This is a genomic window from Occallatibacter riparius (genome assembly GCF_025264625.1).
GTDB classification, from domain to species: domain Bacteria; phylum Acidobacteriota; class Terriglobia; order Terriglobales; family Acidobacteriaceae; genus Telmatobacter; species Telmatobacter riparius.
The window spans coordinates 4028327-4050770 of record NZ_CP093313.1; the positions used below are offsets into that span (position 1 = coordinate 4028327).

Annotated in this window: 24 protein-coding genes; 9 read left to right on the forward strand and 15 right to left on the reverse strand. The window is 60.9% G+C overall.

Translation table 11 applies throughout. From position 1 onward, the window contains the following. Position 1 precedes the first annotated feature (1 nt). From MOP44_RS16380 to MOP44_RS16395, 4 genes are all read left to right on the forward strand, one after another. Positions 2 to 667: an O-methyltransferase gene (locus MOP44_RS16380; RefSeq protein WP_260791251.1), complete on the forward strand. Its 666-nt coding sequence runs from the start codon at positions 2 to 4 to the stop codon at positions 665 to 667. Beyond that, a complete protein-coding gene (locus MOP44_RS16385) occupies positions 664 to 1413 on the forward strand; it encodes a helix-turn-helix transcriptional regulator (RefSeq protein WP_260791252.1) in 750 nt (249 codons plus the stop codon). Before MOP44_RS16380 ends, MOP44_RS16385 begins: the two co-directional genes overlap by 4 nt. A gap of 72 nt (positions 1414 to 1485) precedes the next feature. Then, entirely contained in the window at positions 1486 to 1854 is a 369-nt protein-coding gene (locus tag MOP44_RS16390; RefSeq protein WP_260791253.1) for a VOC family protein, read from the forward strand. Between the two features lie 542 nt (positions 1855 to 2396). Continuing rightward, a complete protein-coding gene (locus tag MOP44_RS16395) occupies positions 2397 to 3254 on the forward strand; it encodes a hypothetical protein (RefSeq protein ID WP_260791254.1) in 858 nt (285 codons plus the stop codon). Positions 3255 to 3339: 85 nt separating this feature from the next. Here the strand turns inward: MOP44_RS16395 and groL are convergent, their stop codons facing one another. Continuing rightward, complete coding sequence (gene groL / locus MOP44_RS16400; protein WP_260791255.1) at positions 3340 to 5010, reverse strand: chaperonin GroEL; 1671 nt, start codon at positions 5008 to 5010, stop codon at positions 3340 to 3342. Positions 5011 to 5163: 153 nt separating this feature from the next. After that, the gene (locus MOP44_RS16405) at positions 5164 to 5472 is read right to left on the reverse strand and encodes a co-chaperone GroES (RefSeq protein WP_260791256.1); all 309 of its coding nucleotides are present in this window, start codon (positions 5470 to 5472) and stop codon (positions 5164 to 5166) included. A gap of 271 nt (positions 5473 to 5743) precedes the next feature. Between MOP44_RS16405 and MOP44_RS16410 the strand changes: the two genes are divergently transcribed. The 3 genes from MOP44_RS16410 (at position 5744) to MOP44_RS16420 (ending at position 7727) form a co-directional block, all read left to right on the forward strand. Further along, positions 5744 to 6295 (forward strand): DinB family protein, encoded by a 552-nt coding sequence (locus tag MOP44_RS16410; protein ID WP_260791257.1) that lies wholly within the window; start codon positions 5744 to 5746, stop codon positions 6293 to 6295. A gap of 117 nt (positions 6296 to 6412) precedes the next feature. Beyond that, positions 6413 to 6880: a carboxypeptidase-like regulatory domain-containing protein gene (locus MOP44_RS16415; RefSeq protein ID WP_260791258.1), complete on the forward strand. Its 468-nt coding sequence runs from the start codon at positions 6413 to 6415 to the stop codon at positions 6878 to 6880. A 97-nt stretch (positions 6881 to 6977) separates the two neighbouring features. After that, positions 6978 to 7727, forward strand: a complete 750-nt coding sequence (locus MOP44_RS16420) for an SDR family NAD(P)-dependent oxidoreductase (RefSeq protein WP_260791259.1) — start codon at positions 6978 to 6980, stop codon at positions 7725 to 7727. Between the two features lie 90 nt (positions 7728 to 7817). On the opposite strand, the gene MOP44_RS16425 is transcribed toward MOP44_RS16420, so the two are convergent. Continuing rightward, a complete protein-coding gene (locus MOP44_RS16425) occupies positions 7818 to 9443 on the reverse strand; it encodes a YXWGXW repeat-containing protein (RefSeq protein ID WP_260791260.1) in 1626 nt (541 codons plus the stop codon). Between the two features lie 208 nt (positions 9444 to 9651). Here MOP44_RS16425 and MOP44_RS16430 point away from each other — a divergent pair, with 208 nt between their 5' ends. After that, positions 9652 to 10668 carry an MBL fold metallo-hydrolase gene (locus MOP44_RS16430; protein ID WP_260791262.1) on the forward strand — a complete coding sequence of 339 codons (1017 nt, stop codon included), beginning with the start codon at positions 9652 to 9654 and terminating at the stop codon, positions 10666 to 10668. Between the two features lie 59 nt (positions 10669 to 10727). On the opposite strand, the gene purQ is transcribed toward MOP44_RS16430, so the two are convergent. From purQ to MOP44_RS16485, 11 genes are all read right to left on the reverse strand, one after another. Next, on the reverse strand, positions 10728 to 11423 hold the full coding sequence (gene purQ / locus MOP44_RS16435) for a phosphoribosylformylglycinamidine synthase subunit PurQ (protein WP_260791263.1): 696 nt from the start codon (positions 11421 to 11423) through the stop codon (positions 10728 to 10730). Positions 11424 to 11454: 31 nt separating this feature from the next. Further along, positions 11455 to 11691, reverse strand: coding sequence for a type II toxin-antitoxin system HicA family toxin (locus MOP44_RS16440; protein WP_260791264.1), 237 nt, complete (start codon positions 11689 to 11691; stop codon positions 11455 to 11457). Then, positions 11688 to 11903, reverse strand: coding sequence for a 2-phospho-L-lactate guanylyltransferase (locus tag MOP44_RS16445; RefSeq protein WP_260791265.1), 216 nt, complete (start codon positions 11901 to 11903; stop codon positions 11688 to 11690). Before MOP44_RS16445 ends, MOP44_RS16440 begins: the two co-directional genes overlap by 4 nt. Before the next feature lie 36 nt (positions 11904 to 11939). After that, positions 11940 to 12359 carry an acyl-CoA thioesterase gene (locus tag MOP44_RS16450; RefSeq protein ID WP_260791266.1) on the reverse strand — a complete coding sequence of 140 codons (420 nt, stop codon included), beginning with the start codon at positions 12357 to 12359 and terminating at the stop codon, positions 11940 to 11942. Between the two features lie 78 nt (positions 12360 to 12437). Next, entirely contained in the window at positions 12438 to 13829 is a 1392-nt protein-coding gene (gene rseP / locus MOP44_RS16455) for an RIP metalloprotease RseP (protein WP_260791267.1), read from the reverse strand. 34 nt (positions 13830 to 13863) lie between these two features. Then, positions 13864 to 15018 carry a 1-deoxy-D-xylulose-5-phosphate reductoisomerase gene (gene dxr / locus MOP44_RS16460; protein ID WP_260791268.1) on the reverse strand — a complete coding sequence of 385 codons (1155 nt, stop codon included), beginning with the start codon at positions 15016 to 15018 and terminating at the stop codon, positions 13864 to 13866. Positions 15019 to 15171: 153 nt separating this feature from the next. Next, positions 15172 to 16143 carry a hypothetical protein gene (locus tag MOP44_RS16465; RefSeq protein WP_260791269.1) on the reverse strand — a complete coding sequence of 324 codons (972 nt, stop codon included), beginning with the start codon at positions 16141 to 16143 and terminating at the stop codon, positions 15172 to 15174. A 195-nt stretch (positions 16144 to 16338) separates the two neighbouring features. Next, a complete protein-coding gene (locus MOP44_RS16470) occupies positions 16339 to 17175 on the reverse strand; it encodes a phosphatidate cytidylyltransferase (protein WP_260791270.1) in 837 nt (278 codons plus the stop codon). Positions 17176 to 17232: 57 nt separating this feature from the next. After that, on the reverse strand, positions 17233 to 17700 hold the full coding sequence (locus MOP44_RS16475; RefSeq protein WP_260791272.1) for an RES family NAD+ phosphorylase: 468 nt from the start codon (positions 17698 to 17700) through the stop codon (positions 17233 to 17235). Then, positions 17697 to 18131 carry a type II RES/Xre toxin-antitoxin system antitoxin gene (gene parS / locus MOP44_RS16480; protein WP_260791274.1) on the reverse strand — a complete coding sequence of 145 codons (435 nt, stop codon included), beginning with the start codon at positions 18129 to 18131 and terminating at the stop codon, positions 17697 to 17699. Before parS ends, MOP44_RS16475 begins: the two co-directional genes overlap by 4 nt. A 73-nt stretch (positions 18132 to 18204) precedes the next feature. Then, the gene (locus tag MOP44_RS16485) at positions 18205 to 19911 is read right to left on the reverse strand and encodes a SulP family inorganic anion transporter (RefSeq protein ID WP_260791276.1); all 1707 of its coding nucleotides are present in this window, start codon (positions 19909 to 19911) and stop codon (positions 18205 to 18207) included. Between the two features lie 226 nt (positions 19912 to 20137). Between MOP44_RS16485 and MOP44_RS16490 the strand changes: the two genes are divergently transcribed. Further along, positions 20138 to 21619: an MltF family protein gene (locus MOP44_RS16490; protein ID WP_260791278.1), complete on the forward strand. Its 1482-nt coding sequence runs from the start codon at positions 20138 to 20140 to the stop codon at positions 21617 to 21619. Here MOP44_RS16490 and MOP44_RS16495 read toward each other — a convergent pair. Continuing rightward, complete coding sequence (locus MOP44_RS16495) at positions 21616 to 22431, reverse strand: isoprenyl transferase (RefSeq protein ID WP_260791280.1); 816 nt, start codon at positions 22429 to 22431, stop codon at positions 21616 to 21618. The genes MOP44_RS16490 and MOP44_RS16495 overlap by 4 nt on opposite strands. Between the last annotated feature and the right edge of the window lie 13 nt (positions 22432 to 22444).

The following is a 22444-nucleotide window of genomic DNA, read 5'->3' on the forward strand; positions in this document are numbered from 1 at the left end:
ATTGGAAAAGATCTGGGCTGAAGTCGACGACTACCTTGGCAATCTGCTTGCGCCGCACGATCCGGCGCTCACGAGGGCCCTCGATGCGAATCAAGCGTCAGGCCTCCCATCCATCGACGTGCCTCCGCTTCTCGGCAAATTCCTCGATGTGATCATCCGCATCTCGGGCGCGCGCCGCGTTCTGGAACTCGGCACGCTGGGCGGCTATTCGACGATCTGGATGGCCCGCGCCCTGCCGCCTGACGGCCAGCTCATCAGTCTCGAAATCGAGTCCAAGCACGCCGACATCGCGCGCGCAAATCTTGAGGCAGCGGGCGTAATGGAACGCGTCGACATTCGTGTCGGCCCCGCGATCGAAAGCCTGAGAGCCTTGCTCGCAGCCGGCGCCGAGCCATTCGATCTCATCTTCCTCGATGCCGACAAGCAGAGCCTGCCTGAGTACCTGGAATGGTCGCTGAAGCTCTCGCGCCCCGGCACTGTGATCATCGCCGACAACGTCGTCCGCGACGGCAAAGTCGTCAATTCGAAAACTGATGATCCGCATGTCCGCGGCGTGCAGCGCTACCTGGAACTCGCCGCTAAAGAGCCTCGACTGAGCACCACGGCGATGCCGACTGTCGGCGCGCGCGGCTACGACGGCTTCTCCATCTCCGTGGTCCTCAAGTGAAATCGATAGCCAAAGCGGAGCGGCTTCTGCATCTCCTGCAGACGTTCCGCCGGCATCGCTATCCCGTGCTCGGCAAGGATCTCGCAGAAGAACTCGGCGTCAGTCTGCGCACGCTCTATCGCGACATCGCCGCGCTGATCACGCAAGGCGCAAAGATCGATGGCTCACCCGGCGTGGGCTATCTGCTTCGCCCCGGATTCCTTCTGCCCCCGCTCATGCTCACGCAGGAGGAGATTGAGGCCCTCGTGCTGGGATCGCGCTGGGTCGAGCAACGCGGCGACCCGGCATTGCAGCAGGCTGCCAAAGACCTTCGCGCCAAAGTGGAATCGATTCTGCCCACCGACTTGCGGCAGGACATGATCTCCTCTGGCTTGATGATCGGCCCGTCGCGCGATAAGCCAATGGCCGATCGCGAACTCGCCCTCATCCGCAAAGCGATCCGCAATGAGAGCAAGCTCGACATGCGCTACGTGGATACTGCCGACGAAGAGACCAGCCGCACAGTCTGGCCGTTCGCTCTCGGCTGGTTCGACCACGCGCTGATTCTCGCGGCGTGGTGCGAGCTGCGCCAGGGCTACCGCCACTTCCGCACCGACCGCATTCGCCAATTCACCGCGCTTGGCGAGCGGTATCCGCGCAGCCGTCGCGCCCTGCTCCAGGAATGGCAGGCCAACCGGGGAATCCCGCTCGAAAAGACGCAACGCAATCCCTCAGCGCAATCCACGCGCACTGCTGACAGAATCTGACACGCCCCGGCTCTAGCCTTCGTGTGTGGCCGCAGAAAGCGGCGAAATCTGAAACACGAAGGAGATTCCCCAATGGCAACCCCCAACTTCATCATGCTCTACGTTGCCGACGCGAAGAGTAGCGCCGACTTCTACCAGACCATCCTCGGCCGCAAGCCTGTCCAGTATTCAGAGGGCTACTCGATGTTCGTGCTCGACAACGGCTTCAGGCTGGGATTGTGGAAGCGCGGAACGATCGACCCGCCGGCGGAAATCTCGGCAGGCTCTGGCGAACTCGTCTTCGAGGAAACCAGCGATGCCGCGGTAGACGAGCGCTTTGCCGAGTGGACCGGGCAGGGAACTGTAGTCGCCCAGAAGCCCACGCGCATGAGCTTCGGGTACACCTTCGTTGCGCTTGATCCGGACGGCAACCGGCTCCGTGTCTACAAGCTCGCGCAATGACCCAAAAGGGGTACGGCCCTGATCCGTTTCAGCGCCGTACTTTCAATAATTTAATTGACTCCGGATCGGTTTGGGATTAGCTTGTGGAAAACCCAGAGTTTGGCGTTGTTTACTCCCCCAAACGACTCCGAGGTGTAGTTGTGTGTTGTCCAAAATGCGATTCTGAAGCCCTTGCTACCGTCCCGGCCGAAATCCGCCTTTACAGGAACGGCCCCCGCACCCTCAGCCACCCACCCATGTCGCCGTCGCCTGACATTGTTGTCTGCCTCGACTGCGGCTGGAGCGAATTCTCTATCCCGAAAAGTTGGCTCTCCGCCGGATGGCTCAGTTCATTGCGGCCAGAGCCGCCAGCCCTGCCGGCACCGATCCCGTTCCCAGCAGTAGCGCGCTCCGCCTGACTCGCGACAAAACAAAAAGGCCCTCAGCTGAAGCTGAGGGCCTTTGAAGTTCAGCACTGGTGCACACGCATAACGAATCGGTGCGTGCCGCCTTGCAAATGTGCGCCTGCTGTGACATTCTCCTCCCGATTCCCTCAAAGGAGAATGATGGAAGCGAAGCAGAAGTTCCGCGCCGCACAGGTGTCCCTTTGTGTTGTTCTCACAGCGTTCGCGGACTGTCCGCTGCTCGGCCAGCAGCCCTCGCCGTCCTCCGATTCGGCGGCTACGAGCGCGCAGGATGACCCGCTCGTCGGCCTGAGTCCCGAGAATCGCGCTCTCTTCGATACGCTTCGCAAAGCGGCTCAACAGGGCGACGAGGCAAGTACACTGGCATCCGGCAAGAAGCTCCTGCCGGCCCTGACACCGGGCACTCGGCTATGCAACTTTGTCACCGGGCTCACCGCAGGTTCAGCGGTTGAGACGGGGGATACCGACTATGCCCTGACTCTTCTAAAGCCGCTCACCGAGGCAAACCCCGACGACTGGCGTTCGGCCTCTCTTCTGGCGCGAGCTTATGCGGAAAGCGGTGACAAGACGTCCCGCGACAGGCAGGTGGCTCATGTGATCGAGCTGCACAAGAAGAGCGCGGATCCAGACTTCGCAAAGCTGCATGTTTTCCCGATACAGAAGGTCGCGCTCCACTCCGGGTATGCCGTGTTTCTCTATCCGTTTGAGCCGTTGAAGCCGTACAACACGTATCTGCTGGCTCTGGTCTACTCGAAGGAAGACAAGCTGGATTATCGCCTTGAACTTGGTAGCGAGGACGCGGACCAGGCGTTTTTCAAGGCGAAGCATCCGGGCGAGAGGCGTTTCTCGATCGACTCATACAGGAGAGATGCCGGCAACGAGAACGGGCCGGAATCACAGGCTCTGCATGGGTTCATCGATGGGGTGTTCAACTACGACACTATGCGCGACCGCATGGTGCAAGCCGCGAACGATGTGAAACCGTCAGGCAAATAGCAAAAGGCCCCCAGCCGAAGCTGAGGGCCTTGATGTTTGGGTGAGGCTTTGGCGCCGAAGGCGCAGTTGGCCGCACCGCAGGTGCTTAGTACATGCCGTCCATGCCGCCGCCGTGGCCGCCGGCCGGAGCAGCCGACTTCGGCTCGGGCAGCTCAACCACCAGAGCTTCGGTGGTCAGCAGCAGTCCGGCGATCGAAGCCGCGTTCTGCAGAGCGGTGCGGGTCACCTTGGTCGGATCGATAACGCCCGACTTCACCAGGTCTTCGAACTGGCCGGTGGCCGCGTTGTAGCCGTGGTGGGCGTCCTTCGACTCCAGCACCTTGGCGACAACCACAGCACCCTCTTCGCCGGCGTTTGCGACGATCTGGCGCAGGGGCTCTTCGAGCGAGCGGAGCACGATCTGTGCACCGATCTTCTCATCGCCCGTGAGGGTGTCAATAAGCTTCTTCACAGCCGGGATGGTGCGGACCAGGGCCACGCCGCCGCCGGGGACAATGCCTTCCTCGACAGCCGCACGGGTGGCGTGCAGTGCATCTTCCACGCGAGCCTTCTTCTCCTTCAGCTCGGTCTCAGTTGCAGCTCCAACCTTGATGATGGCAACGCCGCCCACGAGCTTGGCGAGGCGCTCCTGCAGCTTTTCCTTGTCGTAGTCGGAGGTGGTCTTCTCGATCTGCGAGCGGATTTCCTTCACGCGGCCGTCGATGTCGGCAGCCTTGCCGGCGCCGTCCACGATCGTCGTGTTGTCCTTGTCGATGGTCACGCGCTTCGCACGGCCCAGGTCCTCGAGCTTCACGCCTTCCAGCTTGATGCCCAGGTCCTCAGTGATGGCCTTGCCGCCGGTGAGGATCGCGATGTCGCCGAGGATCGCCTTGCGGCGGTCGCCGAAGCCAGGAGCCTTCACAGCAGCAACATTCAGCGTGCCACGCAGCTTGTTGACGACGAGCGTAGCGAGTGCTTCGCCTTCCACGTCCTCAGCGATAATCAGGAGCGGCTTGCCGCCACGGGCAACCTGTTCCAGCAGGGGCAGCAGATCCTTCATCGCGCTGATCTTCTTCTCGTAGATCAGGATGTACGGATCGTCGAGAACAGCCTCGAGGCGCTCCGCATCGGTCACGAAGTAGGGGCTCAGGTAGCCGCGGTCGAACTGCATGCCGTCCACGGTTTCGAGGCCGGTGTGCATGGTCTTCGACTCTTCGATGGTGATGACGCCGTCCTTGCCCACAACCTTCACCGCGTGCGCAATAATCTCGCCGATCTCAGCATCGCCGTTGGCCGAGATGGTGCCAACCTGCGCAACCGAACCCTCGTCAACCGGCTTCGACAACTCGCCGAGCGCGCCGTGGTTGATGAACTTGCCTTCCTTGTCGCGGCTGCCCACGATGGTGGACACAGCCTTGTCGATGCCGCGCTTCAGCGCCGTCGGGTTCGCGCCTGCAGCCACCGTCTTCACGCCTTCGCGGAAGATGGCCTGAGCCAGAACCGTCGCAGTGGTGGTGCCGTCGCCGGCGACATCCGAGGTCTTCGAAGCGACTTCCTTTACGAGCTGCGCGCCGACGTTCTCGAGGGCGTCCTTCAGCTCGATCTCCTTGGCCACCGTCACGCCGTCCTTGGTGATGGTGGGCGAGCCAAACTTCTTCTCAATTACGACATTGCGGCCCTTGGGGCCGAGCGTTGCCTTCACGGCATCCGCGAGCGTGTTCACGCCGCGCAAAATCGCCTGGCGGGAATCCTCACCGTGCAGAATCTGCTTTGCCATTGCTCTCTCCTAAAACAGTGATCAGTGTTCAGTGAACAGTGATCAGTGATTCAATCTCTCAATCAGCTTTGGCCAGGATTCGAGGTCCAAGGTGGCGATGCTTCTGACCACTGACCACTGATCACTGACCACTGCGAGAACGCGCGAAGCGCGCTAGCGCTTGACGATGCCGAGGACTTCTTCCTCGCGCATGATCAGGAACTCTTCGCCGTCAATCTTGATTTCGGTGCCGGAGTACTTGCCGAACAGCACACGATCCCCCGCCTTCACATCAAGCGGGAAAACCTTGCCTTCGTCGTTGCTCTTGCCCTTGCCCACGGAGATTACTTCGCCTTCCTGCGGCTTCTCCTTGGCGCTGTCAGGGATGATGATTCCGCCACGGATGGTTTCGCCCTCTTCAAGACGGCGAACCAGAATGCGATCGTGGAGCGGGGTGAAGGTGGTCGTAACTGTTGCTGCCATTGCTTCGCTTCTCCTTCACACGCGATCGGCTCTACCTGCTGCCCGGTCGCGGAGTTTAAAATGGGATTTACTGCTGAACTCTGCGAACGCAACACGCTTCAGCGTGGCCAGGCGACCCGAAAGAAGCAGTCAGCCCGGGAGTCTGCTAGCACTCTTGCCTTCCAATTGCTAACATAGGCAACCCCGCGGACTCTTGTCAAGCCCCTTTGGGAGAATGTGAGTGAGATTCACTCATCTTTCATGACCCTGTAAGACTTTGGAGGTCCCGCTCTTGAAACTCGCTGCCGTCTTTGAAGGATGGGAAGGCTATCAACAGAGCCTCGAACACGCTATTAGCCCATTGAGCCCGGCTCAACTAGACTGGCGGCCGGCGCACCATCTTCGCTCTCTGGGCGAGGTGATCCGGCATATTGCTCTGGGCCGCATCACCTGGCTTGCCCGCATGCAGCCGCCTGAAATCGAGGTCGTAAGCTCCCAGGTCTCGCGCTGGCAGCAGGATGGCGACGGAGAGCAGCATGTGGACGAAACCGCTGTCCCCTCCGACAGCCCCGAAGTTCTGTCCCACTGGCTTGCGCTCTCCTGGCGGCCCATCCAGGCGTCTCTCGCCACCTGGTCCGTCGACGACCTCTTCCAGACCTATCCGCACCGATTCGACGGCAAGGTGTACTCCATATCGCGCCAGTGGACCCTCTGGCGTATCCTCTCGCATGACCATCATCACGGCGGCCAGATCGCTACGATGCTGGCTATCCAGGGCATCTCAGCCCACGAACTGCGCGCCCTGGGCGGCCACATCGTCGCCCCGCCCCTAGCAACGGAATAGCGGAGCCGCCTGACCGTCGAATCGCAGATCACTCGACCAGTTGATCACCCGATCGCTTGGCCAGCCGCTCCCCGTCCGCCTCGCCCGCCGTCCAACACAACAGGTACAATAACTCCCATGCATCGCCGTAATTTTCTGTCCTCAGTCGTGCTCCTGGCTGTCTTCGGCTTGGTTTTCGGAACCTTCTCCTCCTCTGCCCAGGACAGCAAGCGTGGCCGCAAATACAAGGCGCCCCCGCCGACCTCCAAGATCGAAGTGACCGTGCTGAAGGACGCTAACGGCAAACCCATCGAGAACGCCGCCGTCATCTTCCACACCCTCAACGATCCCGGGAACATGGAGCTCAAATCGAACGAGGACGGCAAGGCCACCATCGACGTGCTCCCCATCGGCGAAACGGTTCGTCTCCAGATCATCGCCAAGGGCTTCCAGACCTACGGTCAGGACTACAAGATCGAGAAGGATCAGATGGCCATCGAGATCCGCATGAAGCGCCCCGGCGAGCAGTACTCCATTTATAAGGACCACGCCGGCGACAAGAAGGACGACGCCGACAAGCCGGCCGAGAGCTCCAAGCCGCAGTAAAAGTTCCCAGTTCGTAGTTCGCAGTTCACAGATTTTGGCGCACAGCCGCAGCCGTTCGCGTTCCCTTTACGTGACTGACAACTGAAAGCTGACGACTATGAACTACGAACTGCGAACTGCGAACTCGCTCTTGGGAAAGTCCGCTCTCGTCACCGGAGGTGCCAAGCGCATCGGCCGAGCCATTGCGCTGGCACTCGCCGGCGCCGGCGCTGACGTCACCATCACCTTCCGCGGTTCCGGCGATGAAGCCGTTGAGACCGTCGATGCAATCGAGCAGCTTGGCCGTCGCGGGTTCGCCTTGGAATGCAACGTGCGCTCCCAACAGTCGGTCCGCCACGCCGTCGCCTCTACCGTCGCAGAGCACGGCCGCCTCGACATCCTTGTCAACAACGCGGCCATCTTCGAGTCAGCCGATCTCGACCAGATCACGCTCGAGCAATGGGACGCGATCTTCGAAACCAACACCCGCGGCCCGTTCCTTTTCGCGCGCGAAGCCATCCCGCACCTGCGCGCGACGCGCGGCCGCATCATCAACATGGGCTCCCTCGGCGGACTACATCCATGGGCTGATCACGGGCACTATTGCTCATCAAAAGCTGCCGTGCACATGCTGACCAAGTGCATGGCAAAGGCCTTCGGACCCGAGGTCGCCGTGAACGCCGTCGCCCCGGGCTGGATCGACATGGACGCTGAGCCCACCGAGCAAACCAGGCGCATGGTCACGAAAACCCCGCTCCGCCGCACCGGAACGCCCCAGGACATCGCCGCAGCGGTCCTCTACTTCGCTTCGAGCGCCAGCTTCATCACCGGCCAGATCATGCCTGTCGACGGCGGCCTCGGTCTCTGAATCCCGTCCCTACTCCAAATGAAAACCCGGAGAAGCATTGCTGCCTCTCCGGGTCCGACAAATGTGTTGCTTGAACGAAACGCAACCGCTCTACTGTTGCGGTGGACGTTCCTTCGGATGCTGCTGCGGCTGAGGTTTCGGCTGCTCCTGTTGTCTTTGCCGCGTGACGTTCTGCTGTTCTGAACGGCGCTGTTCTGCCTGCTGCTTTTGTTGCTGCTGCCGCTGCTGTGCCTGCTGCTGCTTCTCGGCGTTCATCTCCTGCCTGGCGGCTTGTTGCTGCTGTCTCTGCTGTTGCTGCTGCTGTTGCTGCCGCTGCTGAGCTACCCTCTGCTGCTCTTCATTACGCTGTTGCGCTTGCCTCTGCTCTTGCGCTCGCTGCTGCGCCTGCTGCTGGGTCGCTCGCTGTTGTTGTTGCTCCTGCCGCTGCTGTTGCTCTCTCTGCTGAGCCTGCTGCTGAACCGCTCTTTGCTGCTCCTGAGTGCGCTGCTGTGCTGCCCGCTGTTGCACCTGCTGCTGTTGCTCACCCTTACGTTGCTCAGCAGCCCGTTGCTGCTCCTGTCGCTGTTGCTGAGCTTTCTGCTGCTCCTGGTGTTGCTGCGCTGCTCGCTGCTGCTGCTGGTTCCGCTGCTCGGCAGCCCGTTGCTGTTCCTCGTTGCGCTGTTGCTCTTGATTGCGCTGTTGCACCGCTCTTTGCTGCTCGTTGTGCTGCTGCGCCGTCCTCTGCTGTTGTTGCTCCTTGTTGCGCTGCTGCTCGGCAGCCCGCTGTTGTTCCTGGTTCCGCTGCTGCGTCGCTCTCTGTTGCTCGTTGTGCTGTTGCGCGGTCCTTTGCTGTTCCTGGTTGCGCTGCTGCACCGCTCTTTGCTGCTGCGTTGCTTTCTGCTGCTCGGCGGCTCGTTGCTGTTCCTGCTCGCGCCGTTGATTGGCAGCATTGGCACCGTTGGGTTCGTTGCCACTCCCTCGCTCCGCTCGGTTGGCAGGCGGATGATACGGCGCTCCCGCCGCCTTGGCCGGCACCACAGCGCGACCGCGGAACTCCGCCGGACGGGCCGTTGCCGCTATCGGCGGCCTTCCCTGATTCCTCGAAGCTCTGAACTCGGGATTGGACCGTGCCATCGTGCGGTTCTGAATCTGCGGCTGCGCCGGAGGGAAGTGCCGCTCATGCATTACGCGTTCTTCCTGCGGAGTGGCGCGCATCATAACGCCGCCCTGGCCGCCGTTGTAGCTCACGCGGTTCTCGGTGCGGTTCACGATGACGGTCCTGTCCTCGTACACGTTGCGGACGTTCGTCACATTCACGTTCGTCACCGCGCGGTTGTAGTAGAAATGATCGTTTTCCCATCTGCCGCCTTCGTATCCACGGCCAGAGTACCCGTATCCATAATCGATGCCACCGTAGTAGCCGACCTCGTTTGCCCAATAGCCATCGTGGAACCGATAACCGTCGTTATCCCAGCCCCACCATGCGGGGGTCCACAAGAGGCCTCGCTGGGGCGCCATCACCCAGGTTCCGGGAACCCAGTAGTAGTCCTCGATGTCGGAGTCATAGGCCCAGTATCCAGGCACCCACATATAGCCCTCTCCGGGGCACGCGGGCTGCTCGTAAACGGGTAGCGCGGGAGGCGCGAAACTGACGCTGATCGAGAGCTGCGCTGCTGCGGGTCGCCACAGAAGCAATCCCAGCATCGCGCAAAACGTGATCCGTAGAATACTTTTCATAAATCGTTCCTTCTCGGGGAAATAATCAAGCCGGAATAAATCGGAACGATGAAGTATTTGGGGGCCCGCTCGCCCTATGGGATCAGCGCCGCCTCGCGAGCTGTCGCGGCATTAAGCTTCGATGGAGGAGCCGCGTAATGGAGTTGCCGCTTAGTCATTTTCGCCGTGCTCCAACGAATCCCTCGGCGCGTAATTCCATCTCATAGCAATGAGTTATCTGGTGCCGGCCCGGCGCGAAAGCCGCCGCTTCCTGAACCCTGTGCCTACGGAGGTAGGCGGCCTTTCCGTCATGTTCAAGATCGGCCCGGAGTTCTTTCTCGGCTCGAAAGCGCGCTCGCCAAAGCACCAGCTCGGCCCATTCAAGACTGATCCACGCATCTTCGACGAACTCACTCGCACCGGCCTGCGCGTCACCTGGTTCGGGCACGCGTCTTCACTGGTTGAACTCGATGGCATCCGCATCCTCATCGACCCCGTATGGGAAGAGCGCGCTTCACCAACAACCTGGTCCGGCCCAAAGCGATTCTTCGCGCCAACGCTGCCGCTTGAGCAGCTCCCGCCCATCGACGTAGTGCTGATCTCTCACGATCACTACGACCACCTCGGCGCCGGGACCATGCGCACGCTCGCGAACCTGCCTGCCACGCGCAGCGCACGCTGGATCGCCCCGCTCGGCGTCGGTTCCATCCTCGAAGAAATGGGCCTCGATCGCGCCCGCTGCAGGGAACTCGACTGGATGGACACCGTGCATGCGGGCCCCATCGCCATTACAGCTCTGCCCGCGCGCCACTTCTCCGGCCGCAGCCTCTTCAACCGAATGCAGACCCTCTGGGCCTCGTTCGCGCTCATCGGCCCCACCCGCCGTGTCTACTACGGAGCCGATTCCGGCGAGTGGTCCGGCTTCGAGGAGATCGGCGCGCGCTTCGGCCCCTTCGATCTCACGATGCTCGAGATCGGCGCGTCCAATCCGCTCTGGGCGCAGATCCACATGGGGCCCGAAGGCGCCGTGCGCAGCTTTCGCGCGCTCGGCAGCAGCGGACTGCTGATGCCCATTCACTGGGGCCTGTTTGACCTCGCCCTGCACCACTGGCGCCAGCCGATTGAATACATGTTTGCAGTGGAAAACCTGAAGCTGTGGTCGCCCGCACCCGGCCAACCAGCAGAGGTAATCAAGGGCGATGAACTCCGCTCTAACTGGTGGAAGCCAGAAGCCAGTAGCCCGTAGCTGGAAGTCGGTAGCGGTAGGGCTAAGGCTGCAGGCTATAAGCTACCGGCTGTTCTTCTCTATTTTGCCGCCAGAGCCCCCACCATCGACTCGAAGATCTTCCATCCATCCGCCGAGCCCAGCAGCGACTCGCTCGACCGGTCCGGATGCGGCATCATGCCCAGCACATTGCGGCCTTCATTGAGAATGCCGGCGATGTTGCCGAGCGACCCGTTCGGATTCGCCTCGGGCGTGATCTCGCCCTCGGGCGTCGCATACCGAAACGCAATCCGATCCTCCGCCTCAAGCCGGCGCAGTTCCTCAGGCGTGCAGAAGTAGTTGCCTTCCATGTGCCCGATGGGAATCTGCAGCACCTCGCCCTTCTGCAGCGTACCGGTGAACGCGCTGTTCGTCGTCTCGGTGCGCAGGTGCACCTGCTTGCAGATGTACTTCAGCCCGGCGTTGCGCATCAGCGCGCCCGGCAGCAGTCCGGCTTCGGTCAGAATCTGGAACCCGTTGCAGATGCCCAGCACCAGCCCGCCCTTGGCCGCGAACTTCTTCACCGACTCCATCACCGGCGAAAAGCGCGCAATCGCACCCGTCCGCAGGTAGTCGCCATAGGCAAAGCCGCCCGGCACCAGGATCGCGTCCACACCCTGCAAATCCGGCGAATCGTGCCACAAGAACGTGACCGGCTTATGCGCGATGCTCTCGATCACGTTGTAGGTATCGTGATCGCAGTTCGAACCCGGAAAGACCGTAACGCCGAATTTCATACCTTTAGGTTATCAGGATCGATGCCGCGATCTAAAGTTGGCCGATCAGGTCTTCCAGCAACATTGATCGCGCTCGCGCCACCTCAGACACGATGCCGTGCAGCGTGCCTTTCTTGAGTGGATCATGATTGGGCACCGAGACGGAGTGCTGCGGAGGCCCATCGTGACGAAGCCGGATATGACTGCCTCTTTGGCGGAGTACCTGGTATCCGAGGTGCTCGAGAACGCGAATCAGCCGTGAAGCCGAAACGTCCCCTGGTAATTTCATGCTGCCTCAAGAGGGACCAGTTCGTCCTTGATGAAGTGTAGTTGGACGATCTTCGGCTTTACGTCCTCATCTTCAAAATGCAGTGCAGTGACCTCGCGGACGTTGTCGCGCAGCTCGTCCCAGGTTTCAGCTTCAGTGAAGATGGCGTAGCCCAGCGCACGGGCCGTATAACCGCCTTCTTCCGCCTCGCGAACTTCGAAAATCACTTCCATGGCCATAGGATACGCGATTGCAAAAAGATCGCTCGACTATTCCATCAGCTTCCGCAGCGCCGCCGCATAATCATGCGGCAGATGCTGCTTCTGCATATTCTCGTCGCAGACCACGTGCGTAGTCTCGCCCTCAGCCAGCAGATGCGCGTGTTTGTCGTCCGCGTTCTTGCGCAGGATGCGATAGGCAAACTTCAGCACGGCTCCGCGCAGCAGTTCGGGGCGTGTCTCGATCAGAATTTCGTCGTCATACCGCGCGGGCGATCTGTAACGGCAGTTGGACTCTACCACCGGAAGGATCAGCTTGTGATCCTTCTCCATCTGGCTGTAGGCCAGGCCAAGCGAGCGCAGCAGCTCCACGCGGCCAATCTCGAACCACACCAGGTAATTGGCATAGTAGACAATGCCCATCTGGTCGGTTTCGGCGTAACGTACGCGAACGTGTGAGGTAACAGGCATAAGAGCAGGCAGTAGGGAGTAGCAAATAGGGAGCAGGGGTTTTCTAATCCCTATTCCCTAATGCCTAATCCCTGTCTTTCACGGGTGTACGTGATTAAACCACGGCAGTTTCGTCACGTCGTTGAAGATCACGAAAGCGAAGAACACTACCAGAACCACAAACGCAGCCTGGTAGATGCGTTCTTTCACGGCCATGCTGATGTCGTGGCGCAGCACGCTCTCAATCAGCAGCAGCAGAATCAGCCCGCCATCGAGAATGGGGAAGGGCATCAGGTTCAAAATGCCGAGATTGATGCTGATGGCCGCGGCCGTATAGAACTTCGGGAACCAGATGTCGGTCTCTGCGGCCTGGCCCGCCATGCGCGCAATGCCCACCGGCCCTGAGAGCTGCGACATCGCCACCTTGCGCGTGAACAGCCGCCCCAGCACTTCCACAATCAGCGTCGAGTTGTACTCGCAGAAGCTCTTCGACTTCGCCACTGCCACGCGAATCGGAACGGGCTGGCGGCGCATCGGCGGATTCACCGCCGCAAACCCCAGCCTCCAATTCGAATCAGGCTGCTTCTCCGGCGTAGCATTCAGCGTTATGTGCTGTCCGTTCCGCACCACTTCCAGCGCCATCGTCTTGCCCGCGTAGGCCTTCATATAGGCCAGCAGCGTGCCGACATAGTGGAACGGGTTGCCGTCCACCGATACGATCTGGTCGCCCGCCTTCAGCCCGGCCTTCTCCGCGGGAGTGCCCGGCTGGACCTCCTGCACCTGGATCGGCCCCTTCATCACCTGCGGCTCAATGCCGGCGTCGCTGAGGTCAACCGCGTACTCGCCCTTGGGCAGCGATGGAATCTGCAGTGAAAGATTGATCGGCGTGCCGTTGCGGTCCACCGTTACGGGAACAGTCTGGTTCACGTTCAACTGCGACTGGTTATCCACCTGGATCCAGTCAGGATTCTTCACGCCGTCGAAGCTCGTAATCAAGTCGCCGGTCTGGAAGCCGGCATGCGCCGCGCTTGAGTCGGGCGCAACCCACTCGATGTTCGCCGTCGTCACCTGGTGCTGCGGAACTTCGTTGATGAATCCGTAATAGAACACCATCAGCACGAAAGCCAAAATGAAGTTGGCCACCGGGCCTGCCACGCCGATCAGCATGCGCTGCCAGCGCGGATGATTGGTGAACGATCCGGGGTCGTAGTCAGGTCGGCTCGTATCCGGCGCATCGCCTGCCTGAATCTGGTCCGGCGTCTCTCCCGTCATCTTCACGTAGCCGCCCAGAGGCAGCAGGCAGACCTTGTAGTCGGTGTCGCCTCTCTTGATGCCGAACAGCCGCGGCCCAAAGCCGATGGAGAACGCCTCAACCCGCACGCCGCACAGCTTGGCAACGGCGAAATGTCCGAATTCATGGACCACCACCATGATCCCGATCAGGACAATGAAAGCGAAAACGGCGACTACAACTGTATGAAGATCCTGCATAGAAGAAAAACGTATCCTTTGGCGCCCCGGGAGGTTAGTTCAACAGCGCACGAGCTCTTTCCCGTGCCTGCCGGTCTTCGGCCAGGACCTCGGCAATGGTCGCCGGGTGCGTCTCCGGGGTGTCAGCGAGCACTCTTGCAATTGTATCTGCTATCCCGGTAAATGGGATGCGGCGGTCCAGGAAGGCCTCCACCGCAACCTCATCGGCGGCGTTCAGCGCGATGCAGTGCGCCCCGCCTTTTTCCGCGGCCTCAAACGCAAGCCGCAGGCAAGGGAACCGTTCAAAATCCGGCGGATCGAAGTCCAGGTGCCGCAGTGCCGCCAGATCGAACGTCAGGTTCGACGCCGGCCGCTCCGGATACGCCAGCGCGTACAGAATCGGCAGGCGCATGTCGGTCACCGAAATCTGCGCCAAAATCGACCCATCCACATACTCCACCAGCGAGTGCACCGTCGATTGCGGATGCACCGTGACGCGAACTTGGCTCGGAGGTACATCGAACAGCCTGCAGGCCTCGATCACCTCGAGCCCCTTGTTCAGCATCGTGGCGGAATCGATCGTGATCCGGCGTCCCATCACCCACGTTGGATGCTTCAGGGCCTGCTCCGGCGAAATGGACGCGAACGCCTCAATCGGAGTCTGCCGGAACGGCCCGCCCGAAGCCGTCAGCCAGATGTACCTCACTTCCTTGTGCTCGCCCACCCGCATGCACTGGTGCACCGCGTTGTGCTCGCTGTCGATCGGCAGAATCGGCACGTTCCCCGCCCGCGCAGCCGCCGTCAGGATCTCCCCGGCGGCAACCATGCACTCCTTATTGGCGAGCCCCACTGGCTTTCCGGCCAGGATCGCCGCGTGCGTCGCCTCCAGGCCGGCTACGCCGACGATAGCGGAAACCACAAAATCGGCGTCAGCATGCGTAGAGCAGGCGACCGTCCCTTCCGTGCCGTGTGCCACGTCAATGCCCGAAGCCCCCGCCTCGCGCAGCCGCGCCGCTAGCTGGTCCGCCAGCTCAGCGGTCGCCACTGAGACCACCTTCGGCCGCCAGTGCACCGCCTGCGCAAGCGCCTCATCGACGTTACGGCCTGCCGCCAGCGCCGTCACGCTGTAGCGCTCGGGAAACTGCTCAACGATGGAGAGCGTGCTTTGTCCAATGGAGCCGGTCGAGCCGAGAATCGCGAGTCGTTTCAATGCTTTGTTCGCTTCCAATCCGAGAAAGTGCTTCCCTCCATGATAAGGGCAGTCGCTGCGATCTGACCGCGGTCGGACCTCGGCGACTGCCGCTGCGCTGAACGGCGGCGGGCGCCCGTGCGCGTACACGGGCGCCGGGCTCTCTGTGTTGCTTTAGATCGCCTTTAGTTCCGCCACCGCATCCAGATACAGCGGAATTTCTTTGTTTAGATGATGTGCCGCATTCAGCACGACTTTGTGCGCGACCCCGAGCCGCGAATTCGCCCAGCCCAGCGGATCGAGCGCGCCGATAATCTGGACCTGCTTCTTGCCCACTTTGGGCAGAGCGCAAATGGCGCTAAGCAAAACGATCGTTACCTGATCCAGTTGCGTGATCGGAGCCTTCTCACAGAAGAGCTCGCCCAGTGCACCGCTGAGGACCATGTTGCCTTTACTGTGTCCAACCAGAAATTCCAGGTGCGGCAATCGCCCGTCACGCAGCAGAGCTTTCACTGATTGAATCGTTGGTCCGCCCCCAAGCGAGTCCACCGTCTCAATCATGGGCAGCAGACCGAGTCCGGCGACCAGCGAGGACAACCCGCGCCGGGTATTCTCCAGCGCGAACTCGAGCTGGTTGGTCTCGCGGAAATACAGCGCTCCACCCACGGCTTCGTTGAGCAGCTCACGGAGGCCGTATCCTGCAACCACCCCCGCAACCGGGATACCCCTGGCGATACAAACGTCCCGTGCAAGACCCACAGCTCCAAGAACGGAGCTGCCGACACCCGGTACACAAAGCCCTCGAACTTCTTCGCGCGCTCTCTCTCCGTCGTCCTTGCTCGGCGAAAGGAACTCGTAGACATCGGCAAAGAACTTCGGGTCTTTGCCTGGAGCCACGTAGACGATCGATCCCGCGATCACTGTCCCGGCCCGTTTTGCCCAGGCGTGAACGGCCTGTGCGTCCGTTTTGCTCACGTTGTAGAAATACTCGTCCGCCAGCTCGTTGAATGGGTACACCGAGGATTGAACGAGGTGCTTGAGAGTTTGCGTCCTCAATCCCGGCGGAGGAACGGACGGCTGTCCGTTCTGCGTTGGATCGGGCGGAGACGTAGATGGAAACGAAGGAGGATGGATGACTGATGCCATGATGGTCCCTCCATGTTGCGTTGTAGCCGCACCGCTTGCCGGTGCAGCCGGTTGCAAGCGCTGTGGCTTGCCGGAGGCGACGAGTGATGTGGAGACATTCTAAGCCCGAATTCGTGCGCGAATGCCCTTGAGCACAAGCGCCCGTGACGGCGGACACATCGGCCAGGTCATTTCCTGGTGCGCCAACCTCGTTGTTTAAAACGAATGGTGAATGAGCTGGACGTACCACAGTGTCGGCGCAGCCAGCAGCAGCGCATCGATGCGATCCAGCACGCCGCCGTGTCCCGGCAGAATCGTCCCTGAATCCTTCACGCCAGCCGAGCGCTTGAGCGCCGACTCAGCAAGATCGCCCACCTGCGCCACCACGTTCAGGAATGCCGACAGCACCAGCCAGTACCAAACCGGATCCTCAGAGAACGACAGCGCCATCGTGTTGAAGTGCGTACTCAGGTAGTCTGCCAGCGCGAGCAACAGGCCAGTCACAGCCACGCTGCCCACCACAGATGCCACCGCGCCCTCCCACGACTTGTTGGGGCTGATCGAAGGCGCCAGCTTGTGCCGTCCCCATGCACGCCCCACGTAAAGGGCAGTCGTATCTCCCGCCCAAACTGCGCAGAACAGAAACACCAGCAACGACGGCCCATTCGACTGCTGCTTCAACGCCGGCAAAGACACCAGCGTAAGACCCGTGTAGAGCAGCCCAAACACTGAGCTTGATGCGTCCGGCAGCACCCGGTTGATAGGGCTCAGGAACGTGCACCACAACAGCAGAAACAGCGACAGTATCCCGAGGGTAGGAGCCACCTGGTCCGGCCATCGATACGAAGCTACGAACAACGCCACAATGGCCACGCCCACAACGAGGCGCGGCGGATCGGCCCCGAGCTCCTTGGCCAGCCCCAGATATTCCCACCCGGCCAGCGCGGCCACAACCGCAGTGGCGGCCACAAAAAGCCATTGCCAGTGCGGCGGCAAAAACACAATCACGAAAACAATGGGGATAAGGACGGCGGCCGTGATAACTCGTTTCATTCTTGCGTTTGAGAATACAGCACCGGGGCAGGGCATTCGCCGCGGCTCACGGGCGCCTCAACCTCTGCCGAGTCTTGGGTCAAAATCGAACTTCGCGGGCTCAGCGATCTCGACCTTGTCGAAGTCGGGGTGCGCCGGGTTCAGCAGATAGTTCCACTCTTCCGGCACCACCACGCTCGGCACCCGAAACACTGCGCTACCGGCGCCCTTGATCCATTTGTCTCCGATCGCTTGCGTGCTGCGGGGCGGCGGATTTTCGCGCCAGTCGGACGGAATCTCGCCCGGCTCCAGTTTCCTCAGGAGCCGCTCATCGAACTCTACGCGACGCAGCACATAGCGCTTCAGAACCCGCGGCGAGTCCAGGTGCACCAGCATCTCCAGTGCCGCCAGTGCCCGCGACCCGGCGGTATACACCACGGCCACGCCCGCCGAATTCCACCGCCCGCCATAGAGCCGCGCGCCTTCTCCGCTGAACGCCTGGGCCGTATGGCGCTCATGCACAATCCGCCACCCGGAAAGCTTCAAGAAAAGACCCCGTGCTCAAGCCGCCCTAGCAGGTTCTCCACCTCGCGGGCTCCAATCTCCGTCCGCGCATAATCGAGCGGGCTCTGCCCGGCCAGTGCCTGCTTCGGTTCCCGCAGCCACTGCCGCGCCTCGCTGCTCTCCCAGTCAAACAGTGCCAGGGCCTTCTCCAGCAGGCGGGCCACTCGCACTACCCGCTCGGATTCGTCCGGGCTCAGCCGCCCCGCCGTCTTGCGCCGGGCCAGCGTGCGCGCCGGAATGCCCAGATGAGTCGCCAAATCCGGAAGCGCCAGCCCCAACCCCAACGACAGCGACTCCATTGCCCTGAGGGGCAAGCCCTGCTCAATCTCGCGAATCAGCCGATTGGTGTCGGTTGACCCCGCTCCCATCATCGATTCGGTGATAAATCCGCGTGCCGCGATCGCTCTACTCATAAGGAGCATCCTATCGCAGATTCATGCCAAATGGCAAATATATTGCGCCATTTGGCAGAACTGGGCAGACAGCTCAGGCGATCACTTCGGCCTCGGTCGGAACCTGCTCGCCCAGGTACTTCGTCACTGCCGTTTCAAGGTTGAAGTGCATGCCTTCGCGCCCCAACGCCTCGCCCAACGATGATCGCTGCACCACGGAAAGAACCTCGGGGTTCATGCCCACGAGCCAAAGGCGAACGCCGCCCTCCCGCGATTTCCTCTCCGCCTCACCCAGCATCTTGAGTGCCGTGTACTCGAGGTCGAAGATGGCGCGCATATCGAGAGCGACGACCCGGGGCTGTACTTCCTCGATTTCGTGCCGGACTTTGTGCGCCAATTGCTCTGCGTTCGCGAAGAAGATTCGTCCTTCGGGCCGCAGGATCAGCAGCCCCGGGAAGCTCTCATCTTCGGGGTGTTCATCGCTGCGCGGCCGGAAGATGTTTGTCCCAGGCTTGCGGCCCAGCCGGTACACATGTGGATTCGCAACCTGGTAGGCGAGCCCAATAATCGACGCGATGATCGCCACGATGATGCCTTTCAGCGTCCCCACCAGCATTACGCCCGCAAAGGCAATCAGGGCCCAGATGAACTCCGTGCGGCGCACCGCCAGAATCTCCTTGAACTCCTTCGGCTTGATCATGCTGACCGTATAAACAATGACAACCGAGGCCAGCGTGGCATTCGGCATCATGGCGATCAGCGGAGCCAGCAGCAGCATCGTCACCAGCGTCATGGCCGCGGTCACAAGCTCAGCCATCTGGCTTCGCGCTCCGGCAAGCCGATTCACAGCGGTCTGACTCGTTCCGCCTCCACCCGGCATTGCTCCCAGCAGCGCCCCGCCAGCGTTGGCAAGTCCAGTCGCGAACAGTTCCCGGTTCGCCTGCGGCATCGGCTCGTCGTTCGCAGCAAAGGCGCGTCCTGCCGCAATAGTCTCGGTAAAGCTCATCAACGCTATCCCGAGTGCACCCGGCCATAGTTGGCTGGCCATATCAAGCGACGGAGCCGTGAACGACGGAAGCCCCTTAGGAATATTCCCCACCACGCTTACGCCGTGCGCGGTCAGATGCAGGAAATAAGCGCACGCGATCCCGCCCCCCACCGCAATCAACGGCGCTGGAATCTTGGGCGTGTAGTGTTCCATGGCGATCAGCAGCGCAATAGTGATTACAGCAACGCTCAGCGTGATGGGATTCGTCTCCGCCACGCTGCGGATCGTTGCCAGCACGTTGTGCAGAAACGTCCCCTTTTCGATGTGGGTGCCGAATAGCTTCGGAGCCTGGTCCAGGATGATCACCACGCCGATACCCGCCTTGAATCCGATCAGCACCGGCTCGGAAATAAAATTCGCCACAAAGCCCAGCCGCAAAAAGCACGCCGCGACGAGCATTGCGCCCACCAGCAGCGTCAGCGTCGCGGCGGCGCGTAAAAGCGCGGCCTGATCTCCGCCCGGCGCAACCGCGCTCAGCTCTGCGGCGGTCAGAATCGCGATTGTGGATGACGTGCTGACGCTGAGCACGCGCGAGGTCCCAAGAATCGCATAGATGATCATCGGCACAAACGCCGTGTAGAGGCCGACCTGCAGCGGCAGCCCCGCCACGCTCGTATAGGCCATCGATTTGGGAATGACTACCGCCGCCGCCGTGAGTCCCGCAATGACATCGGGCCGCAGCCAGTCACTGCGATAGGAGGTCAGCCACTCCGGCAGACCGAAGCGGCCGCCTTGCTTTGCATCTGAAGACATGCGCACTCCTCACCGGACTCACATCGTCCGCGCCGAAGCCAAAGGTCACAGGAATCCAATTTGGAGAGAATGTCTCCGGCGCGCGCCTCCATGAACTAGGAGAAATGCCAGTTCAGCAAGCCGTCGTGCGTGTCTCTCAGCAGCCGGTCAGTCCCCGAGGCGATGTCACAGAAGCTGCATCTTTTGCCAGATGCTATTCGGAGAGCCCGAGGATAGATTCCGCGCCATGAAGACCCACAGTCGCACCTTGGCTGTTTCCTTGCTCTGTGTTGCCTTCGCTTGCCCTTTCTTCCCCCACCTGGACGCTCAGGAGAAAGCATCAGGCAGACAGCAAATTACGCCTCCAACGGAGACAAAGCTCTGGACGGGCGACATCGACGAGTTGCTGAAGAAGCGGGTCATCCGCATCGGCGTTCCATACTCCAAAACCTTCTACTACACGGTCAAAGGCGTGCAGTACGGAACCGCGTACGAAACCGGGAAGGAACTGGAGAAATATCTCAACAAGAAATATCCCCAGCCCACCAAGAACCTCAAGATCCTGGTGGTCCTGTTCGTATTGCCGCGCGATCATGCGGCGGACATGCTGCAGAAAGGCAAGATCGATATCCTGGCCGGCGCAATTTCTGTCACCGATCAGCGCAAGATGCTCGCCGACTTCTGCGACCCCATCTACACCGGCATCAACGAAGTAGTGGTCACCGCTCCCGGCGGCCCGCAAATTACATCCGCCGACGACCTCTCAGGCAAGACCGTCTCTGTCCGCAAAATATCCAGCTACTGGGAACACCTCGAGGCTCTCAATCAGCGCTTCAAGACCGAGGGCAAACCAGAGGTGAAGCTGCAGGTCGTCCCCGACGATCTCGGTGACGAAGATCTGCTCGAGATGGTCAACTCCGGCCTGTTGCCCATGACGGTTGTGAGCGACTGGACCGCGAAACTCTGGAGCAAACTGCTACCCAAGATAGTGGTGACTGATACGGCCATCAGCACCGGCGGCACAGTCGCCTGGGCCATACGCAAGGACTCTCCCAAGCTGATGGCTGACCTCAATCAGTTCTTCACCACTCACAAAGAGGGAACCGCATTCGGCCGCGAACTCGTCTCGCGATACGTGACAAGCGGCTACATGCTCAAGCAGGCCGTCTCTCCCTCGGCCATGAAGAACTTCGAGGCCACCTCCGCGCAGTTCCAGAAGTACGCAGCCGAATACGGCACCGATTACATGCTCATGATGGCGAAGGGCTATCAGGAGTCAGGGTTGAATCAGAACGTGAAGAGCCCGGTGGGCGCCATCGGCATCATGCAGCTCATGCCCGCCACCGGCAAATCGATGCAGGTGGGCGACATCACTCAGCAGGACGCCAACATCCACGCCGGCATCAAGTATTTCCGCCAGACCGAAGAGAAGTACTTCGGCAACGAACCTATGGATGAGCTGAACAAGGTGCTCTTCACCATGGCCGCATATAACTGCGGGCCGAACCGTGTGAAGCAGCTGCGGCAGGAGGCTTCGGACAAAGGCCTCGATCCCAACATCTGGATCAACAATGTGGAAGTAATCGCCGCGGCTCGGGTCGGCAACGAGACGGTCAGCTACGTCTCGAACATCTACAAGTACTACATCGCCTACAAGCTGCTCGCCGAGCAGGAGGAGCAGCGCAAAAAGGCCCGCGAGTCAATTGCGGAAACTCCCGGGGGCTTTTAGCTGACGGCGATTTTGTACTGCTCGGCCTCTTCGTCGGTGGCCAGCACGTTATCGCCAAGGCCGCCAAAGCGCCGTTCGCGCCGCTGGAAGTCGGCAATCGCCTCCAGCAAGTGGATCCCGCGGAAGTCGGGCCACAGGCGATCCGTGACAAAGATCTCTGTATAGGCGATCTGCCACAGAAGGTAGTTGGAGATTCGCATCTCCCCCGAGGTCCTGATCAACAGATCGGGATCGGGCATATGCGCTGTGTAGAGATGGCGATGGATGTCCTCTTCGGTGATGTGGCTGGGCGCGATGTGCTTGTGCTTCATCTCCGCCACAAGGCCGCGAATCGCGTCCACCATCTCTGACCTGCCGCCGTAGTTCAACGCCAGCGTGAGCGTAGTGCCGGTGTTGCGTGCTGTCGTCTCCGCCGCCCACTGCATCGTGTCCTGCACTCCCGCGGGCAGCTCGTGCGTCCGGCCGATATAGCGGATGCGCACATTGTTGTCCATCATGCGCTTCACATTGCCCTCGAGATAACTCTTGAGCAATCGCATCAGGAAGTTCACTTCGGCGCGCGGACGGCGCAAATTGTTTTCCAGCGAGAATGCGTACAGCGTCAGCCAGGGCAGCCCGATGCGCGACGCCGTCTCTGTGACCATCTGCACGCTCTTGGCGCCCTGCTGATGACCCAGAAAGCGTTTCAGCGACCGCGAGCCCGCCCAGCGCCCATTGCCATCCATGATGATGGCCACGTGTTGGGGCAGGCGTTCCGGTTTGAGCGTGTCATAGACCGCGCGCTCCTCCGGTGTGAGCTCATGAATTCGCAACGTGCCTGCTGGG

Coding starts and splice junctions, on each gene's coding strand:
- MOP44_RS16390 (WP_260791253.1), top strand. CDS start 1,486: ATGGCAACCCCCAACTTCATCATGCTCTACGTTGCCGACGCGAAGAGT.
- MOP44_RS16395 (WP_260791254.1), top strand. CDS start 2,397: ATGATGGAAGCGAAGCAGAAGTTCCGCGCCGCACAGGTGTCCCTTTGT.
- groL (WP_260791255.1), bottom strand. CDS start 5,010: ATGGCAAAGCAGATTCTGCACGGTGAGGATTCCCGCCAGGCGATTTTG.
- MOP44_RS16405 (WP_260791256.1), bottom strand. CDS start 5,472: ATGGCAGCAACAGTTACGACCACCTTCACCCCGCTCCACGATCGCATT.
- MOP44_RS16415 (WP_260791258.1), top strand. CDS start 6,413: ATGCATCGCCGTAATTTTCTGTCCTCAGTCGTGCTCCTGGCTGTCTTC.
- MOP44_RS16420 (WP_260791259.1), top strand. CDS start 6,978: ATGAACTACGAACTGCGAACTGCGAACTCGCTCTTGGGAAAGTCCGCT.
- MOP44_RS16425 (WP_260791260.1), bottom strand. CDS start 9,443: ATGAAAAGTATTCTACGGATCACGTTTTGCGCGATGCTGGGATTGCTT.
- MOP44_RS16430 (WP_260791262.1), top strand. CDS start 9,652: ATGAGTTATCTGGTGCCGGCCCGGCGCGAAAGCCGCCGCTTCCTGAAC.
- purQ (WP_260791263.1), bottom strand. CDS start 11,423: ATGAAATTCGGCGTTACGGTCTTTCCGGGTTCGAACTGCGATCACGAT.
- MOP44_RS16440 (WP_260791264.1), bottom strand. CDS start 11,691: ATGAAATTACCAGGGGACGTTTCGGCTTCACGGCTGATTCGCGTTCTC.
- MOP44_RS16445 (WP_260791265.1), bottom strand. CDS start 11,903: ATGGAAGTGATTTTCGAAGTTCGCGAGGCGGAAGAAGGCGGTTATACG.
- MOP44_RS16450 (WP_260791266.1), bottom strand. CDS start 12,359: ATGCCTGTTACCTCACACGTTCGCGTACGTTACGCCGAAACCGACCAG.
- rseP (WP_260791267.1), bottom strand. CDS start 13,829: ATGCAGGATCTTCATACAGTTGTAGTCGCCGTTTTCGCTTTCATTGTC.
- MOP44_RS16465 (WP_260791269.1), bottom strand. CDS start 16,143: ATGGCATCAGTCATCCATCCTCCTTCGTTTCCATCTACGTCTCCGCCC.
- MOP44_RS16470 (WP_260791270.1), bottom strand. CDS start 17,175: ATGAAACGAGTTATCACGGCCGCCGTCCTTATCCCCATTGTTTTCGTG.
- parS (WP_260791274.1), bottom strand. CDS start 18,131: ATGAGTAGAGCGATCGCGGCACGCGGATTTATCACCGAATCGATGATG.
- MOP44_RS16485 (WP_260791276.1), bottom strand. CDS start 19,911: ATGTCTTCAGATGCAAAGCAAGGCGGCCGCTTCGGTCTGCCGGAGTGG.
- MOP44_RS16490 (WP_260791278.1), top strand. CDS start 20,138: ATGAAGACCCACAGTCGCACCTTGGCTGTTTCCTTGCTCTGTGTTGCC.